Source organism: Mucilaginibacter terrae (genome assembly GCF_042679325.1).
GTDB classification, from domain to species: Bacteria; Bacteroidota; Bacteroidia; order Sphingobacteriales; family Sphingobacteriaceae; genus Mucilaginibacter; species Mucilaginibacter terrae.
The window spans coordinates 200,621-218,190 of record NZ_JBHTMJ010000017.1; the positions used below are offsets into that span (position 1 = coordinate 200,621).

Consider the following 17,570-nt stretch of genomic DNA (forward strand, 5'->3'; position numbering starts at 1 on the left):
AATTATACAAGATGGGCTTCCTGATACAACACTGACAAACAAATACAGGCTGGTTTGTTAATTTGAAAAAACAAACATTAGAAACAGAACACTCATGAGCAAAGTATGGTTTATAACCGGCTGTTCTACCGGCTTCGGTAGAGAATTAGCCAAAGAAGTATTAGCCTCGGGTTACCGGGCCGCAGTAGCCGCACGCAATACCGATGATGTAAAAGATATAACAGATGCATTTCCAGAAACGGCCATCCCTGTTAAACTGGACGTAACCAATCCTGCACACATTAGCGCGGCGGTAGCCCAAATCACCGAAAAATTCGGACAAATAGATGTGCTGGTGAACAATGCCGGTATTGGCTACTTCGGTGCCATTGAAGAAAGTGAAGAAGACGAGGTACGCCGTATGTTCGAGATCAATTTTTTTGGTTTAGCTAACGTAACCAAAGCGGTGCTGCCTATTTTGAGAAAACAACGCAGCGGCCATATTTTAAACATTGCCTCTATAGGAGGCTTGGTGGGTTTTCCGGCTGTAGGTTTTTATAATGCAACAAAATTCGCGGTCGATGGCTATTCCGAATCCTTATCAAAAGAACTGGCGCCACTGGGCATTAAAGTAACGGTAATTGCCCCAAGTGGTTTCCGTACAGATTGGGCCGGCCGCTCGGCTAATAACAGTAAAATAGCGATCGACGATTACAAGGAAACCGCCGAAGCCAACAAGAATAACATTCGCGGCTACAGTGGCAACCAGCCAGGCGACCCGGCACGCGCAGCCAAAGCCATGATCAAAGCCGTAGAATCTGAAAACCCACCACTACGCTTACTGCTTGGCGAAGCTGCACTAAAAGGTGCCCGCAACAAAATTGAATTATTGAAAAAGGACTTTGATACCTGGGCGGAAGTTACCGTAGGAGCCGATTTCCCTAAAGAGGAGCAGTAGCCCCTCCCCAACCCTCCCCGGGAGGGAGAGTGCAATAAATAATTACTATTAACAAAACATTCAAAGTCCTCCCTCCCGGGGAGGACTTAGGAGGGGCTTATTATGGAATACAGACAATTAGGAGCATCGGGTTTACAAGTACCGGTGCTAAGTTTTGGTACGGCCACGTTTGGCGGCACCAACAAATTTTTTAAAGCCTGGGGTAACACCCAGGTAGATGAAGCTAAACACCTCATTAACCTTTGTATGGATGCGGGCGTTAACTTTTTCGATACGGCCAACATTTACTCACAAGGAACATCCGAAGAAATTTTGGGTAAGGCATTAGAAGGTATCCGCAACCAGGTGCTCATTTCTACCAAAGCAACTTTCCCGATGGGTGACGGCCCCAACGATTTTGGTTCATCCCGCTTTCATTTAATTGAGCAGTGCGAGGCCAGTTTACGCCGCTTAAATACCGACCATATTGATGTTTACCACTTGCACGGCTTTGATGGCAATACACCGGTTGAAGAAACCTTAAAAGCATTAAACGACCTGGTTACCTCCGGTAAAATTCGTTATATAGCTTGCTCTAATTTTTCGGGGTGGCATTTAATGAAATCGTTATCGGTATCTGAAAGGTACGGCTGGTCACGTTATGTAGCTCATCAGGCATATTATTCACTGCTCGACCGGGAGTTTGAATGGGAACTGATGCCATTAGGCATCGACCAGAAAGTGAGCACGATAGTATGGAGTCCGCTATCATCGGGCAGGTTAAGCGGTAAATTTCGGCGTGGGCAACCGCTACCCGAAAACAACCGCATGAGCCAGGGTGGCTCTCACGGACCGGCAACCAATTTCGAACGCCTTTACACCATTGTAGATGCTCTGGACGAAGTGGCCGAAGAAACCGGTAAATCCATAGCTCAAATCTCTTTAAACTGGTTATTGCAACGCCCCACCGTGGCTAACATTATTATTGGCGCACGCGATGAGGAGCAGCTCAAGCAAAACCTGGGTGCTATAGGCTGGAATTTGACCACTGAGCAAATAAAAAAGCTGGATGCTGCCAGCGAGGTAGATCCTATTTATCCATACTGGCACCAACGGCAAAACACAAAGTTAATTCCGTTGCCCAAATTTTATTAATGAACAACGTGTTTAACAGCAGAAGCCTCCGGTTAAAAGATCGGAGGCTTCTGCTTTAATAACATAGTTATTACCCTAAAAGTAACCGGCGGTATTCATATCAGCAATTAGCCCGGCAGCACGCGGTTGCCATCCCAAAGCATCACGTGTTTTTTGACTGGAGGCCGGGCAATTAATGGAAGCAAAATGCGCAAACCAGCCAAAATGACCGGTAGCTTCGTCGCTGGTTTTACTGGTTACCGGCAGGTGTAGCCCCCGTCCTATAGTTTCGGCAATTTCCCGGAACGGGATACCTTCTTCGGCCACCGCATGAAATACTTTAAGTTCGGGTTGTTTCTCCAAAACCAATCTGTACAATATGGCTGCATCAAAGCGGTGTACCGCAGGCCAATGGTTATTACCTTCGCCCACATAGGCCGATTGGCCTTTACTACGGGCCAGGTCAATTACCATAGGCACAAATCCGTGGTCGCCCTGGCCATGCACACTTGGCGGCAGGCGCACGGTATAAACATTAACTCCCTTAGCGGCTACAGCCGTTGCGGCCTCTTCCGAAGCCGCACGGGGTATTACATTTGAACCGGCTGGCAGTACATCGGCCTCGGTTACCAAACGTCCATAACTTAACAGCCCTACCCCTGAAGTAATAACCAGCGGCTTGTTTGAACCGACAAGCGCTTCACCAAACGCCTGAATAACCAAGCGATCGGCCTCACAACTGGCTTGGTACTGCGAAAAATCATGATTAAAGGCAGTATGTATAATGGCATCACAATTTGTGGCGGCCTGCTTAATAAACTTCACATCGTTTACATCGCCCAGGTACACCTCGGCACCCATTGCTTTAAGCTGTTCGGCAGCTTTATATGAGCGAACTAAACCCAGCACTTGATGGCTTGCCGCTAAAAGTTCTTTTACTATTTCGGAGCCTACAAATCCAGAGGCCCCTGTTACAAATACACGCATAATTAAGCAATTTTGTTTCTGCAAAATTGTGCATTAACCATGTACTAAACTACGTCATTTGACCATAGTTTCAATAGCGCTGAAGCTGAGCGTGACGAACGCGGGTTAACGTTTTAAGCGAAATGCCCAAATAGGCGGCAATCATACGCAGTGGTAAGCGCAATAGGTAGCCCGGAAATTCCTTTACAAAATCCTCATATTTTTCTTCGGCCGTGTTACTCAACGCTTTTAAGATCCGCTGGCGGCTGTAATAAATGTTACGGGATATAATTTGATCGGCAAAGCTTTTAAACTGTGGTATCTCTGTTAGCAATACGTTAAAATCGGCCTTTTGCCAGTACAAAATAGTGGTGGGTTCAACCGCTGCAATGCTCACGAGGGACGGTATTTGCCGGTCATAGCTTTCAGGATCCAACGTCCAACTATTTTCTGCCGAAAATTGCAGGATATGCTCGCCACCATCGGCAGATGTATTAAACGTGCGCAACATACCCGATACCACAAAAACCTTATGCCGGCAAATTTCACCCGTGCTAAAAAGGTATTCGTTACGGCGTAAGCTGCGCAGCAACGCAAAGGAAATAATTTGGCTGATAGCTTCCGGCGGGAGATTGGTATTGGTGCGCAGGTAAGATTCAAATTGGATGTGCATTACTCAAATATAACAAAGATTTTAATGAATGGGCACTGTTAAAGTTTTGCAAATTAAAGGCTTATTCCAAACTATGCCATTTTAAAGTGTTTTATCAAGGCGCAGTTTATTTCTTATACAACCTATTTAAAAAGCCGGATATGTAATTCACCGTTGGCGTAAACCATGGTTCAAACAGGCAAAAGGTGTGCGGCGAATAAGGGAAGGCGTGTACCTCGGTGTATATTTTATTTTGGGAGAGGATTTCCATATAATCATCACGACCGGCATGCATCCGGTCTACCGCACTATTAATAAATAGCGTTGGCGGCGTATGAGCACCGGCATGGCTTAGCGCGCCCGCTTTTTTCCACAGATCGGGCCGCTCAGTTTTGTTATAGCCAAACCAGTTGGTAGCTGCCGAAACAGACTTGCTATCATCCCCCTCGCCAGATTGGGGATGGATAAAGGCCAGCGTACCGTCTATGTCAATTATGGCTTTGATACCTGGTTGGGTGTTTCCTATTAATGTGGCTAACTGCCCTCCTGCCGAAAAGCCGAGGATCACTATTTTACCGGTATCTACCTTGTATTTGGAGGCGTTGGTTTTAACCCAGTTGATGGCCGCTTTCAAATCCTTTACTGCTGCGGGGTATAAGGCTTCGGTAGATAAACGGTAAGATGGGGTGAAGCATACATAGCCCAGTTGGGCCATACGTTGAGCCAGCGGGTAATGCTGCGTACGGTTGCCTGAGCGCCATCCGCCACCATGAATAATGATGATAGCAGGCTGGCGTTTGGCTTTGGCTTTTTTCGGAGAAAATATATCCAGTAACAGCATTTTGCCATCAATGCTTGTGTAGGCAATCCCTTTATCGGCCTTTACCGATGGCGGCAGGCTGTCTTTAACCAGTACAATGTTAGGGAACTTTTTTTTGGCATTAAGGTATGCACTGTAGTTGGTAAAAGAAGTATCGGGCTTATGGGTTAGGCCTTCGGTACGCTGGGCTTGAGCGAAGAATGCCTGTATCAATATTAGAATAAAGATATACTTAGTCATTATGTTATAAATAATCTATATTTTAAAAGTTACGAAGTCAGTTCATTTGATCAGGAGGAAGCTCTATTTTGGGCAAATAATTGGTGGATTTTTGACATCGAAGTATCCTGGCTGACAATATTTTATCCTGAATTTTACTAACCTTTTTATTGGTCTTATGAGGTGGAACCCCTAAACCATCCAACGCATCATTAAACTCTTTTGTCATAAAAGGATTTACAACAATGATTTCATCGCTTTGATTCGAGCTATCAACGTAACTCAAGTAATCAAAATCCCCCCCATAATGCGACCCTTCTTCCAATTTCGTTTTTAGAAGATAGCTTTTTAGTCGCGTTTTTCCATTGAAAATTTTGTTAAGCTTTTTAATGGTTTTGTTGTTAAGGTGATAAACTGTATCGGCAACACCATTATAATACTTTGATCTGTAATGAACTTTTCCAAAAGCATCTATCTCCAGTAAGTCTATTATTTCAGCTTTTTCAACCTTACCCACAAAAAAGCTTTCGTAAGTAGCAAAAGTTAATTGTTTAAAAACCGGCTTTTCTGCAACCTGTGATAGCGCGTTAATGGCCATGCTTAATAGTGCGACAAGCAAATACGATTTAACTTTGTTCATAAAGTAAATATAATCTAAAAAAAAGTTACTTACCACCTGTACGCACGTACATATACACAATGCCAAAGATCACAGTCACTATTAAAAGAATAAGGCCTGTTACGCCTTTGCGCTTATCCTGCCGCATAACCCATACCAGCAAGGCTATCAGTGGTAAAACAAATATCAGCCAAAAAATAAGAGATGGAATGCTCATAATAAATAGTATTTAAAACGGCATGCGCGCTAACGGCACCACATGCTGATCGGTAAAATTGCCTTGTAAAAATTTATAGTAACCGGCTACGGCAATCATGGCCGCATTATCGGTGCAGTACTCCATTTTCGGAATAAAGGTGTTCCAGTTTTGTTTAATGCCGAGCTCTGAAAGCCCTTGGCGTAAACCCGTATTGGCCGATACGCCTCCCGCCAAAGCAACATCCCGAATGCCGTAAGCCTTAGCGGCTTTGGTAAGCTTGTTCAGTAATATGGTAACCACCCGTTTTTCTACCGAAGCACAAATATCGGCAAGGTTCTCTTTCACAAAATCGGGGTTTTTAGCCTGGTTGTTTTGTATAAAGTACAAAATAGCTGTTTTTAAACCACTAAAGCTAAAGTTATAACCTGGTATTTGCGGTTCGGGGAAGGGATAAGCATCGGGGTTACCCAAGCGGGCATGTTTATCGATGAGCGGTCCGCCGGGATAAGGCAAACCCAGGATCTTACTGGTTTTATCCAGCGCTTCGCCGGCGGCATCATCTTGTGTTTGGCCTATTACTTCCATCTCAAAATAATCTTTTACCAGCACAATTTGCGTATGGCCGCCAGAAACTGTTAAACATAAAAACGGAAACGCCGGTTTTGGGTTATCTATAAAATGGGCAAGTATATGGGCCTGCATGTGATTAACTTCTATTAGGGGCAGGTTTTGGGCCAAGGCAAATGCCTTGGCGAACGATACCCCTACTAAAAGAGAACCTAAAAGGCCTGGTCCGCGCGTAAAAGCTACTGCATCAATATCATTTTTGCTTACTTTTGCGTTAACTATTGCCTGTTGTACAGCAGGAATGATATTTTGTTGATGAACTCGTGAAGCGAGCTCGGGCACAACGCCCCCGTAAGCTTCGTGTATGGTTTGGTTGGCTATAATGTTACTTAACATTACACCATCCGCATATACTGCTGCAGAGGTTTCATCGCACGAAGATTCAATTCCTAAAATAACAGGCACTTACTATGGGGTTTTAAAGCAGCAAAATTATTAAAAAAATACTCAAAATAGCGCTTGTTATTGTACTCATTGTGCTGCTCATTGTCAGTATAGTGTTAATACTTTTTCAGTATAAGCCGGTTCAAACTTGGGCCGCGCGCAAAGCAACCAAATACCTGTCTGATGAATTGCACACCAAGGTGGATATTAAAGGTATTTATATTAAGCCTTTCTCATCGGTTGTGATCGAAGACCTGTATGTTTTAGATCAGCAAAAAGACACCCTGCTCCGTACACCAAAACTTACGGTACGGCTAACCGGCTTTTCGGTATTAAACAGTATAAAAGACCGCACCATAGCGTTTAGGAACGTTGAGTTAGATAATAGCTCCGTGTATCTTAAAAAACTCAAAGATAGCACCACCAACTTAAAGTTCATTATTGATTATTTTAACGGCACGCCCGATACCAGCAAAAAAACAAGCAAACCCTGGACACTTAATTTTGAGCGCATAGGTATAAACAACCTTCATTTTCGTTATAAAAACTATTTAATTAAAGCAGCTACACCCAAACAAGTAAACTTTGATGATTTGGATATAAGCAGTTTTAGCACGGTGGTAACCGGTATTGATTTGAAGAACCATTTATTTAAAGGCAACATACAACGGCTTACCTTGCACGAAAAAAGTGGCTTTACAGTTAAAAATTTAAAAGTAAATGCCAAGGTAGATACCAACCAGATTTACCTGCAAAATTTGCTGCTGGTTACTCCAAATTCGCGTTTGAAAGATTTTTTCAGAATGCGGTTTAAGTCGTTTGCTGATTTTAGCAACTTTGAAAATAAGGTATTGATGGATGCCGACCTCAAAGAGTCGCACCTGTCATCAACAGATATTACTTACTTTACCAACTCGTTAAATAAGGCCAGTTTTGAATTTAATATTAACGGCCGTGCCAGCGGGTTAGTGAATAACATTAAGGCCCGCGATCTTACCGTATCAACCGGGCAGGCTACTTACCTTAAAGGTAACTTTAGCCTCAAAGGGCTGCCCGATATAGAAAAAACGCAGCTCAATTTAGAGTTCGATCAGTTAGCTACCAACAAAAAGGACCTTGATAATTTATACAGCCGATTTACCGGCAAGCCCAACCAGCAATTGCCTGCCATGCTGGCTAAGTTTGGCAATGTAAACTTTAGCGGCAAACTAACCGGCACCCAAAACAATTTTACTACCAAAGGTACTTTTAAAACCCTGCTGGGCAGGCTCGATCCTGATTTGAACCTGCGGTTTAATAGTAAAGGAGTACCCGCTTATAAGGGTACCATTACAGCCACTAATTTTAACCTGGCCGAGTTGTTAGATAACCATACGCTGGGCCGCACTACGCTTACCGCAAAAGTAAATGGCAGCGGCGGTGAGCTTAAAAACCTTTCGACCACGCTTAACGCCAAGGTTAATTTTATTGACTTTAAAGGCTATAGTTACCAAAATATTAACGTGGATGGCAACTTTAAGAACTGGATAGCCAATGCCAAAATTAATATAGCCGACCGCAACCTGAAAGTCAAATTAAATACAAGGGTTAACCTTAACCCTGCCAGGCCCCAATACCAACTCATAGGTTCTGTTACCGAAGCACGGTTAAATAAACTTAAATTCGTTAAAGATACCATTACCATTACTACGAGCATCAACACCAGTTTTTCGGGCAATAATTTAAACAACCTGCAAGGTTACGTAAACCTTAGCCCAACCCGCATAAGTACGCCTAAAGATAATTTTGTAATTGACTCCTTAGAGTTAACCGCATCGGGCCTGGGCAATCAGCGGTTAATCAGCTTACAATCAGATTTGGCCGATGGTAGCATTAAGGGAAGTTATGACCTGGCCACATTACCATCGTATTATAAAACTATCGCTAAAAAATATGTACCTTCCTTAAAAACCACCATATACAAACCCGGGCCACAAAACTTCGAGTTCAGGCTTAAACTTAAAAACTTAGATCCGGTGCTGCTTATTTTTGCGCCCGAACTGAAAATACCAGAAGGCGGAACCTTTGTGGGCAGGTTTAACTCGGCCGATAAAACAGCTACACTGAGCGGCTTAATGAAAACCGTAAAGTATGGCAAAATGGTTTTTCATGACTTTATTGTGGATGAAAGCACAGCCGATAGTTTGTTAACGCTCAACTTATCATTAAGCCGGGTTGATATTACCGACAGTTTGTACATTAAGGATATTAATATTACCAACTTTTTACGAAACGACAGCCTGAACTTCAACGTCAAACTATCAGACAAAAACGCCACCAACCAGTTAGATTTATACGGGTTGGTAGAATTTGGGCGCGATACCACCGCCAAGCTTTCGCTGCTCCCGTCTGATGTGGTTTTGGAACGCGAACCCTGGCGGTTAACCGATCAGGTACGCATCAGGTTGCTTAATGGCAAAACAAAGGTAGAGGGATTTGAGCTTACAAACGGCAATCAGCAGGTACGGATCAATGGTTTTATATCGGCCAGTACTGAAGATAAGCTTAAAGTGGAATTTGAAAAGTTTAGTGTGGCAACCATTAACCAGCTTACCAAATCGGCCGGTATAACTTTACACGGATATATAAATGGAGATGTTAATGTTACTTCGGTAATGAAGGCACCCGGTATAGATGCCGATTTGAGGATAGATTCGCTAATGATGAACCAAACACTGGTAGGCAACGTAAAAATAGTATCGGACCTTGACGGGGAGCGCAAACGCGCCAATGTAAAACTGAATATTTTAAACCGGGGCCTCGAAACCCTTAATATTGCTGGTGCCTATTATTTAAACAAAGAAACCGGTGATAAACTTGATTTTGATATTAAGATGGACCAAACCGAGGCTGTGATATTTGCCCCGTTTATTAAAACGCTGGTATCAAATGTAAAAGGAACAGTATCAGCCGATATGAAGTTGACCGGTGCCCCATCTAACCCGCAGTTAAATGGCAGTATTACATTGGCCAACACCGGTATAACGGTAGATTATTTAAAAGTACCCTATACCATTAATGATAAAGTTACGGTAGCCAATAGTATAATTAAGATAGATGATATGGTTATTACCGACCCACGTGGAGGTAAAGCCATAGCTAACGGTAGTGTTGACCTGTCGGATTTTGCTACGCCATTGCTGGATATTAATGTGCAGGCCAATAACCTGATGGCGCTTAATACCACTTTTAGGGATAACCGCCTGTACTATGGAACCGCTTACGGTACCGGCCGTTTTAGTTTTACAGGCCCTGTTGATAACATGAACATTGATATTAAAGCCAAAACAGAAGACGGTACGGTATTTAATATCCCTTTAAATACATCGGCCACAGCAGGTGAATATGAATTTATTAGATTTGTGAGCCATAAGGACTCTACCAAAGTTTTCACCACCGCTAATTCTTTTAAAGGAGTTACATTAAACTTCGACCTATCGGCCGATGAAAAAACGCTGGTGAAAATTACTACTGATTTAGGCTTGTTAGAAGGGCGGGGTACGGCCAACGGCTTAAAGCTGAATATAAATAGCTTAGGCGATTTTGATATGCGGGGCGACTTTTTGATCACATCGGGTAAGTTTGAATTCACAGCCAAAAACTTTATCAGTAAAAATTTCCAGGTTAACCAGGGTGGCACCCTGCGCTGGACGGGCAATCCTTCAAACGCCGAGATCAATTTAAAAGCAACTTACGAGTTGAGGGCTAATATATCCGATCTTTACACGGCAGCTGGCTTTCAGGCGGCGCAACCAAGGCAAGAACTGGTTCAGGCACAATTAGTATTAACCCGTACACTTTTGCAGCCGGTTATTGAGTTCGACTTTACTTTTCCGCTAAACCCATCCATTAAAGACGAGTTAAATACCTATTTAAGTGATGTTAACAACCGTAACCAGCAAGCATTAAGTTTGATAGTGAGGCGACAATTTGCACCAGGAACCGGTTCAAATATTAACCAGCAAGTATTGGGTACCGCCAGCGCGGCAGCCAGCGAGTTTTTCTTTAATAAGCTTAACAGCTACATTGCCCAGTCAACCAGTTTTAAAAGCCTCGATCTCAATATACGCTCGCAAAGTGATGCCAGTGCTTCATTAAGGCTTTTTAAAGATAGGGTATTACTTAATGGCAGCTTGTATAGTGCAAATGGAGCCAATGATCTGTTTAGTAATAATTCCTCAAACCTGTTTAATTCCAGGAACCTGACTACCGATTTCAGCGCGGAATATTTAATACGTAAAGATGGCCAGCTAAGGGGGCGTTTTTCGTATCGTACCTTAAACAGCACCACGCTTACCACCTTTAGCGATTTGCAAAGGCCGCAATACGTAAATGGACTGGGCTTAATTTACCAACGGGATTTTGATACGTTTGGAGAATTTTTCAGAAACCTGTTTAGAAGGGGCAGAGCAACTAACAACGCCACCCAACCGGGTACTACGGCATCTCCCGCTACTATTGACGACCCCTGATGAGGAAGAGTAAGCACTTGTATAAAATGAAATCTAAAAACGCCCCGTTATGCTAATGAATATAGGCATCTCACTTGCTAAGTAATCCACTACCTTAAATAAAGGTTTCCTATCTGTAATATGCCGATATTCGTCGGCATAACGGGGTTGAGTAATTTGGCGGCTTTGCTAACTAATTAATGATTTTTTAAAATGGTGTGATCCATCTTATCGCGCTTAGTTCGTAAATAAACCTCGTTATGTGGGTTAGGAACAATTTCAATAGGTACGGTTTCTGTTACCTCTAAACCGTAACCCGTAAGGCCCGAACGCTTTTTAGGATTATTGCTCATTAAACGCATTTTAGTGATCCCCAAATCGCGGATGATTTGGGCACCAATGCCGTAGTCGCGTAAATCCATTTTAAAACCCAGTTGAATGTTGGCTTCCACAGTATCAAGTCCGCTCTCCTGCAACTGGTATGCTTTCAATTTATTAATCAGCCCAATACCGCGGCCTTCCTGGTTCATGTAAATAATTACGCCTTTGCCTTCTTCGCTTACCTGTTCCATTGCCTTATGTAACTGCGGACCGCAATCGCACCTGCACGAACCAAATATATCCCCGGTAACGCACGAACTATGTACCCGCACTAAAACCGGTTCGTCGGGTTCCCAGGTACCTTTAATTAATGCCAAATGGTGATCGCCGGTATTTTTCTGTGTGTAGGCTATCATATCAAAATCGCCCCATTGAGTAGGCATTTTAACGGCCACCTCACGTGTTATGAGCGTTTCGCTATTTAAGCGATAAGCTATCAGGTCTTTAATTGATATGATTTTCATATCAAAGTCTTTAGCCATTACCAACAGTTCGGGAAGGCGGGCCATTTCACCATCCTCCTTCATAATTTCGCATATTACACCCGCTGGTTCCAAACCGGCCATCACCGGCAGATCTATACCCGCCTCGGTATGGCCCGAACGGCGCAGTACACCACCATCTTTAGCTATTAACGGAAACACATGCCCAGGCCTGCCTAAATCAGCAGGCTTAGTGGCCGCATCTATTAAGGCAAGCGTAGTACGTGAACGGTCGGATGCGGAGATGCCTGTGGTACACCCATGACCCAGCAAATCAATTGAAACGGTAAAGCTGGTTTCCAGTGTAGCGGTGTTATTGCTCACCATAGGCTCAAGTTCCAGCTCACGTGCACGCTGGCGGGTTATGGGAGCACAAATTAAGCCACGGCCAAACCTGGCCATAAAGTTAATGGCTTCGGGCGTTGCATAGCGTGCCGCAACTAAAAAATCACCTTCATTTTCCCGGTCCTCATCATCAACTACAATGATAATTTTACCGGCTTTTATAGCTTCAACAGCTTCGGGTATGGTATTTAACATTTTTGTAAGAGCATCAGAAGTAAAATGGATTGTTCGGCCACTAACTACTTATAATAAGCAAAGTTAAGTTATAGTGCAGGCAAACAAGTCTGTAATTTGTAAAATCAAGATTGCAAGGGTTTTCCCTGTTTATTGATTTTGAAGAGTTTTTTAAAGAATCGCTTGTAAGATTCTATGTCAAACAGCACTGAATCGTTAGCAGCCTTGTACGATAAAAAGAGGCCTACAGGTGTTAGTATGATAATAGCTATCCACATACCAGCCGCGGGAGAAATGCTTCCCTCTTTGGCCGATTTTTCGCCAATGGTACCTATAATGTAGTAAATGAGGAAAAATATAACCGATACTACCACAGGCAGCCCTAACCCGCCTTTACGAATAATTGCACCCAATGGTGCCCCGATCAGGAACAGGGTTAAACAAGCTGCCGACAGGGTAAATTTCTTTTGGTATTCGATAGAATACCGCCTGATGTTTTTCGACTCGTCTTTGTACCTTTCGGCCAGGGTACGTAACGATTCTTTAATAGAGTTAGCCTCGCTCATAGCGCCGGGTAACGCCCTGTCTAAATTAGCGCCAGTAATAGCTTTAGTGGCTGCAACTAATCTCACATTTGAATTTGCCCGCATTTTAGGCGGAAGAGTGTAGTATTTAAGGTATGGTTCTATCATTTTATAATTAACGTTAGCAGCAGAGTTAACCGCCTTAATGGTTGAATCCTGAAACTTAGTCAGTTGTTTCAGGTTCATCATTTGTATGGTAGAACGCCACTCGTTTTCATTGGTGCGTTTCATTTTAAAGCCCCCCATATCAAACTTTTGTTCACTGGAGGCAAAGCGTTCACGCCTAAACTGCTGCCGCTGGTTAAAATTTGATTTACCCGGCTCTTCTACGTAACGCACACCATCTTTAAGTTTGAGTACTAAAAACAGATCGTCGGGCGTGCGGTACATTACCGCCTGCTTAGCAAACAGTACGATCATATCGCTCGATCCTTCTTTCTTTTCATAGATCATTACGCCGTGAAGGGTTTGCCCATCGGGATCCTTCTTTTGCACACGGATAGAGTAGCCCGGAAAACTGTTATTAAAAATACCTTCGGATATTAAAAACGATGTTTTTTGCTGCCTAACATCGTATAAAAGAGAATAATACTTAAAATTGGCAATGGGCAACATATAATCGGAAAACACGAATGCCCCTACGCTGAGCATGGCAACAACAATAATCATAGGATACATGGCCCTCCCCAATGAGATACCGGCCGATTTAATGGCCACCAGCTCATAGTTTTCACCTAAGCTGCCATAGGTCATGATAGATGAGAGCAGTACCGAAAGCGGTAGCGCCATAGCCACATTGGTCATGGAGGCATACAACATCAATTCCAGAATAATATACCACTGAAAGCCCTTGCCTATCAAATCGTCGATGTATCTAAATAAAAACAGCATCAACAACACAAACATTACAATGAAAAAGGTAACTATAAAGGGCCTGATGAAGGATTTAAGAATTAAAAGGTGGATCTTTTTCACTGGGCAAAGTTAAGCATTTGTACCCGTTGGTAGCCGCAGGCAGCAATATTTTGGAAACGTTAACTATAAACGTATCACCCTCCTTTTTTAGTATAGGTGGCGGGTAACGGCAATGAAATCTTATACGGAAAATTATGCGCCTAATACGCCAACGAGGTAATCTACCTGGTTGTTCCAAATGAGCTTACGCTCGGCAATGGTTTCTTCCGTAGCAAAATCAGTAACGCTCAGAGCTACATCATTAGTTAGTTCATCCTGTACAATTTCCATTTCAAAGTAACACTGAGGCTCATCGTCTAACCAGCGAAAGCGTACGAATTTATTCTCTTTCATACCCAGTAACCTGGCCTTTTGCTCTTCATCGTCCCAGGTAAAGGTGTAAATCTCGTCTCTGAATGTCACCTTGTCAGCAAACCATTGCGTAAGCCCGTTAGACTCACTTAAAAAATTATACAAAATACGGGGAGAAGACTTGATCTCATACTCCAGGTTAAACTTTTTCTTTTCGGACATATACCAGGTTTACAGAAGATTTTGCAGGCTATACTGCAAATGTTAACATTTTTTCTAAAGAAAGGTAAATTATCCTATATTTGCAAACCTTTTTAAGGAAGCTTACAAAGGCAATAAGCATAGCGTTACAATCTGATGATTAAGCGCGATCATACCACCCGGCGGGGTAGCTCAGATGGTTAGAGCGTAGGATTCATAACCCTACGAGTTTGACACAATATGATCTGATATGGGCTAAATTGGATGTACTTAAAGTTGTAAAGACCACAAGACACCATCACATCGCAGGTTGAGCCAGCCGAACCGTTAACAAATCCGTTAACAAAACGCGACCTTTGAACGGGGCGTGGAAACAAATAAATTTTTTCACCAAAAAAATGTTTCCACATGGCAACCGCAAAAATTGTTACTTGGAGCCGTAAAGACAAACTCGGCCAATTCCCTATCGGTATTAAAGTCTCTCAGAAAGGCATTCCTGCTTATCTGTTTGAGGGCAATGCCCTTGCTTCCCGTGAATTATGGGATGCAGCAAAACAGCAAGTTAAGAAGGCGCATCCACATGCCACGCGATTGACAAACTTTCTGTCAAAACGACTTTCTGAAATCAACGGAAAAATTCTTGAATTTGAAACCGACCAAAGAACGTATTCAGCAGAAGACATTATTAATGCTATTAAGCCTAAGCCAGTGCTGGATGTGCCTATGCCACCAGCCCCAAAGTTGCCTTTATTCAAAGACGTTGCCGACAAATATCTTTCGGAACAAAAAGGATTAGGGAATTACGATGTTTACAATACCGATAAAAGCCGCCTGAAACGGTTTTACGAGTTTGCCGGGGAGCAAGTAACATTTGCTGATATTACCGTTGAACACCTGCGCCGCTTCACATTGTTCTTGCGGATGGGTCGCAACCGGAACCATAAAGAGCATAAGCCGTTAAGTGATCGCACGGTTACAAACCATTTGCTGGTAATACGCACCATGTATAACCGCGCTAAAACCGCCGGGCTGATTGGTAATGATACCTATCCGTTTGGCGGCAAAGAAAAGATTGTTATCAAGTTCGGCAAGACGGAAAAAATTGGGCTAGTAGCCGATGAAATTAACCAGTTAAAGGAATATAAATTTGATAAGCACCAAACGCATTTGCACCATAGCCGCAATATATGGCTGACCTGTTTTTATTTTGCCGGGATGCGTATCACGGATGCGCTATTATTAAAATGGTCTGATTTTCAAAACGGGCGTTTCTACTATGTGATGTCAAAGAATGGCGAGCCGGGGTCTTTACCAACCCCTGCGGTAATTGCAGCCATTCTTGAAGAATATAGAAATAACGACCATGTCCATGATCTTGTATTTCCATACCTTAATGAAGTAGAAAATCTCGAAGACCGTTTTGAAGTGCGTAAGCGGATTGGTTTTGTAACGAAAATGCTCGGTGAGCATATGGGTATTATCATGGAATTGCTTGCAATTAAAAAAAATGCATCACCGCACAAAGCTCGTCATGCGTTTGCACAACTTGCTGAGGAAAAAGAAATACATCCGAAGGTATTACAAAAGCTTTATCGCCATGAAAGTATGCTGACAACTATGGGCTATCAATCGAATTTCTCAAACAAGAAGGCCGATGAAGCATTAGAAGCGGTGATTGATTTTTAAATTCTTTATGCTGCAAGATTTAGAACAGCTAACTCTGATAAACAAAAATTAGATATGGCAAAATTCACAAAAGCAGGTTTAGGTTTTATAAAACTTGATGATGAACTAATCAACCTGAAAGCATATAGAGAGATAACCAAATTAGATGAATTTGATGATATTATGATAGGCTTTACGCCATTCATGCCGTCAAAAGAAGATTGGGAAAGTGGCGTAGAAGGTTCCTGGGTTGTTTCTTATGAAACAGCAGATGAACGAGATGAAGATTTTCAACTTATTGAGGAAGTTCTAAAACAAGAATAATCGCTAATAATTTTGCTTAGCAAATGGTTATTGCTTGCAACGTTGTTATACCGATTTGTATGGAATTGAATGAAATTCGAATACAGGTAAATGAGAATCGCCTAAATCCGATTCAAAGATTCGCAATAAATTTATATCCCAAGACAGCCCTTTACGTTGTCTTGGGATATTATCAAGCTGCTATATATCAAGTGATTACACAGTTTAATTCCCGTCAAATCTATCTGCCTCTGCTGCAAGTTGGATAACATGGCCAACAAGAAATGCATCAATCAAGGATAAGGCATAGTCACGGTCAATCGGCAACATGTCCTCACTCAAAAGATCATTATCTATATAGAATTCCGGGTTCCAGAGCTTTCTAACGATTTCAGGATTTTCAGGCTCAATCCGCTCAAATATTCTTTTAAAAACGATATTGGCTACTTCAACAAATTCCAATCTATCTTGACCTGATAATGGTAGTGATGCAATTTTTCCAGTAGTTGTATCAGCCGCTTCGGAAACTTCTTCGCTTTCTAAATCAAGTTCAATAGTCGCGCTTAGGCGATAATCCGCATAGATTGTTTGATGGTCTTCTGCCTCAGCAAAAACCTGTTTGAATATTCCCAATCTCCATTCTGCGTCATAAATTTCATTATTAGTGATTTCGAGATCTCTGATATAATAGTGCCATTCCTCCGCACTAATTTTGTGCATATTATCAAATAGGAGTTTTGCCAGCTCTAGTTCGATGGGCGAAGCATCCAACATTTCCGTCCACTTTGAAAAGCCGACTAACTGTGCAATGACATGCTGTGCTTTCATTAACGTAAAATTCTCTTTATTAATGTCGTAATCCAAGACAAGGCTGTCAAAATCGAAAAACGTTGGATTGTACTCATAGAGATGCTCATTAATTGTAGCATCAAAAACGGAAGTTTGGGTTTTGTAATCTCGGTGGAGATTTTTTGACTGAAGTTTAAAATAGTCAATCGGTTTCATAAATACATACCTTATGTTGCCAATGTTATTATCTTGAAAGTATAACGTTCGTAATCTTGGTCAGATAATAACCTGGCAGGTTTGCATTAATGGATTAATTGGCCGATGAAATCTTTGCACGAACGAGCAGGCTTGCCA

Annotated in this window: 15 protein-coding genes; 5 read left to right on the forward strand and 10 right to left on the reverse strand. The window is 42.5% G+C overall.

Annotated features, from left to right (window positions below; genetic code table 11):
* The first annotated feature begins 94 nt into the window (after nt 1-94).
* Together ACFQ3S_RS17090 and ACFQ3S_RS17095 are read left to right on the forward strand one after the other, a co-directional pair.
* A complete protein-coding gene (locus tag ACFQ3S_RS17090; RefSeq protein ID WP_377166698.1) occupies nt 95-937 on the forward strand; it encodes an oxidoreductase in 843 nt (280 codons plus the stop codon).
* A 102-nt stretch (nt 938-1,039) separates the two neighbouring features.
* Nucleotides 1,040-2,071 carry an aldo/keto reductase gene (locus ACFQ3S_RS17095; protein ID WP_377166700.1) on the forward strand — a complete coding sequence of 344 codons (1,032 nt, stop codon included), beginning with the start codon at nt 1,040-1,042 and terminating at the stop codon, nt 2,069-2,071.
* A gap of 75 nt (nt 2,072-2,146) precedes the next feature.
* Here the strand turns inward: ACFQ3S_RS17095 and ACFQ3S_RS17100 are convergent, their stop codons facing one another.
* The 6 genes from ACFQ3S_RS17100 to tsaD all read right to left on the reverse strand — a co-directional run bounded on the left by ACFQ3S_RS17100 (nt 2,147) and on the right by tsaD (nt 6,557).
* Nucleotides 2,147-3,037, reverse strand: coding sequence for an SDR family oxidoreductase (locus ACFQ3S_RS17100; protein WP_377166702.1), 891 nt, complete (start codon nt 3,035-3,037; stop codon nt 2,147-2,149).
* Nucleotides 3,038-3,107: 70 nt separating this feature from the next.
* Nucleotides 3,108-3,689 (reverse strand): Crp/Fnr family transcriptional regulator, encoded by a 582-nt coding sequence (locus ACFQ3S_RS17105; RefSeq protein WP_377166704.1) that lies wholly within the window; start codon nt 3,687-3,689, stop codon nt 3,108-3,110.
* 106 nt (nt 3,690-3,795) lie between these two features.
* Nucleotides 3,796-4,728 (reverse strand): alpha/beta hydrolase, encoded by a 933-nt coding sequence (locus tag ACFQ3S_RS17110; RefSeq protein WP_377166706.1) that lies wholly within the window; start codon nt 4,726-4,728, stop codon nt 3,796-3,798.
* A gap of 37 nt (nt 4,729-4,765) precedes the next feature.
* The gene (locus ACFQ3S_RS17115) at nt 4,766-5,347 is read right to left on the reverse strand and encodes a hypothetical protein (protein WP_377166708.1); all 582 of its coding nucleotides are present in this window, start codon (nt 5,345-5,347) and stop codon (nt 4,766-4,768) included.
* A gap of 25 nt (nt 5,348-5,372) precedes the next feature.
* Complete coding sequence (locus ACFQ3S_RS17120; RefSeq protein WP_377166710.1) at nt 5,373-5,543, reverse strand: hypothetical protein; 171 nt, start codon at nt 5,541-5,543, stop codon at nt 5,373-5,375.
* Nucleotides 5,544-5,555: 12 nt separating this feature from the next.
* Nucleotides 5,556-6,557, reverse strand: coding sequence for a tRNA (adenosine(37)-N6)-threonylcarbamoyltransferase complex transferase subunit TsaD (gene tsaD / locus ACFQ3S_RS17125; RefSeq protein WP_377166712.1), 1,002 nt, complete (start codon nt 6,555-6,557; stop codon nt 5,556-5,558).
* 47 nt (nt 6,558-6,604) lie between these two features.
* Here tsaD and ACFQ3S_RS17130 point away from each other — a divergent pair, with 47 nt between their 5' ends.
* Complete coding sequence (locus ACFQ3S_RS17130) at nt 6,605-11,047, forward strand: translocation/assembly module TamB domain-containing protein (RefSeq protein ID WP_449288937.1); 4,443 nt, start codon at nt 6,605-6,607, stop codon at nt 11,045-11,047.
* A gap of 176 nt (nt 11,048-11,223) precedes the next feature.
* Here ACFQ3S_RS17130 and ACFQ3S_RS17135 read toward each other — a convergent pair whose 3' ends face one another.
* The 3 genes from ACFQ3S_RS17135 to ACFQ3S_RS17145 all read right to left on the reverse strand — a co-directional run bounded on the left by ACFQ3S_RS17135 (nt 11,224) and on the right by ACFQ3S_RS17145 (nt 14,480).
* Nucleotides 11,224-12,429 (reverse strand): bifunctional 3,4-dihydroxy-2-butanone-4-phosphate synthase/GTP cyclohydrolase II, encoded by a 1,206-nt coding sequence (locus tag ACFQ3S_RS17135; protein WP_377166716.1) that lies wholly within the window; start codon nt 12,427-12,429, stop codon nt 11,224-11,226.
* A gap of 104 nt (nt 12,430-12,533) precedes the next feature.
* Nucleotides 12,534-13,967 (reverse strand): LptF/LptG family permease, encoded by a 1,434-nt coding sequence (locus ACFQ3S_RS17140; RefSeq protein WP_377166718.1) that lies wholly within the window; start codon nt 13,965-13,967, stop codon nt 12,534-12,536.
* A 132-nt stretch (nt 13,968-14,099) separates the two neighbouring features.
* Complete coding sequence (locus ACFQ3S_RS17145) at nt 14,100-14,480, reverse strand: START-like domain-containing protein (protein ID WP_377166720.1); 381 nt, start codon at nt 14,478-14,480, stop codon at nt 14,100-14,102.
* A 387-nt stretch (nt 14,481-14,867) separates the two neighbouring features.
* On the opposite strand from ACFQ3S_RS17145, the gene ACFQ3S_RS17150 reads away from it, so the two are divergent.
* A complete protein-coding gene (locus tag ACFQ3S_RS17150) occupies nt 14,868-16,145 on the forward strand; it encodes a phage integrase SAM-like domain-containing protein (RefSeq protein ID WP_377166722.1) in 1,278 nt (425 codons plus the stop codon).
* A gap of 54 nt (nt 16,146-16,199) precedes the next feature.
* Nucleotides 16,200-16,448, forward strand: a complete 249-nt coding sequence (locus tag ACFQ3S_RS17155; RefSeq protein ID WP_377166724.1) for a hypothetical protein — start codon at nt 16,200-16,202, stop codon at nt 16,446-16,448.
* A 204-nt stretch (nt 16,449-16,652) separates the two neighbouring features.
* Here the strand turns inward: ACFQ3S_RS17155 and ACFQ3S_RS17160 are convergent, their stop codons facing one another.
* A complete protein-coding gene (locus tag ACFQ3S_RS17160) occupies nt 16,653-17,432 on the reverse strand; it encodes a hypothetical protein (protein WP_377166726.1) in 780 nt (259 codons plus the stop codon).
* Nucleotides 17,433-17,570 lie beyond the last annotated feature (138 nt).

What these genes read in the sequence shown, in the direction of transcription:
- ACFQ3S_RS17090 (WP_377166698.1), top strand. Translation starts at nt 95, where the DNA reads ATGAGCAAAGTATGGTTTATAACCGGCTGTTCTACCGGCTTCGGTAGA.
- ACFQ3S_RS17095 (WP_377166700.1), top strand. Translation starts at nt 1,040, where the DNA reads ATGGAATACAGACAATTAGGAGCATCGGGTTTACAAGTACCGGTGCTA.
- ACFQ3S_RS17100 (WP_377166702.1), bottom strand. Translation starts at nt 3,037, where the DNA reads ATGCGTGTATTTGTAACAGGGGCCTCTGGATTTGTAGGCTCCGAAATA.
- ACFQ3S_RS17105 (WP_377166704.1), bottom strand. Translation starts at nt 3,689, where the DNA reads ATGCACATCCAATTTGAATCTTACCTGCGCACCAATACCAATCTCCCG.
- ACFQ3S_RS17110 (WP_377166706.1), bottom strand. Translation starts at nt 4,728, where the DNA reads ATGACTAAGTATATCTTTATTCTAATATTGATACAGGCATTCTTCGCT.
- ACFQ3S_RS17115 (WP_377166708.1), bottom strand. Translation starts at nt 5,347, where the DNA reads ATGAACAAAGTTAAATCGTATTTGCTTGTCGCACTATTAAGCATGGCC.
- ACFQ3S_RS17120 (WP_377166710.1), bottom strand. Translation starts at nt 5,543, where the DNA reads ATGAGCATTCCATCTCTTATTTTTTGGCTGATATTTGTTTTACCACTG.
- ACFQ3S_RS17135 (WP_377166716.1), bottom strand. Translation starts at nt 12,429, where the DNA reads ATGTTAAATACCATACCCGAAGCTGTTGAAGCTATAAAAGCCGGTAAA.
- ACFQ3S_RS17145 (WP_377166720.1), bottom strand. Translation starts at nt 14,480, where the DNA reads ATGTCCGAAAAGAAAAAGTTTAACCTGGAGTATGAGATCAAGTCTTCT.
- ACFQ3S_RS17150 (WP_377166722.1), top strand. Translation starts at nt 14,868, where the DNA reads ATGGCAACCGCAAAAATTGTTACTTGGAGCCGTAAAGACAAACTCGGC.
- ACFQ3S_RS17155 (WP_377166724.1), top strand. Translation starts at nt 16,200, where the DNA reads ATGGCAAAATTCACAAAAGCAGGTTTAGGTTTTATAAAACTTGATGAT.
- ACFQ3S_RS17160 (WP_377166726.1), bottom strand. Translation starts at nt 17,432, where the DNA reads ATGAAACCGATTGACTATTTTAAACTTCAGTCAAAAAATCTCCACCGA.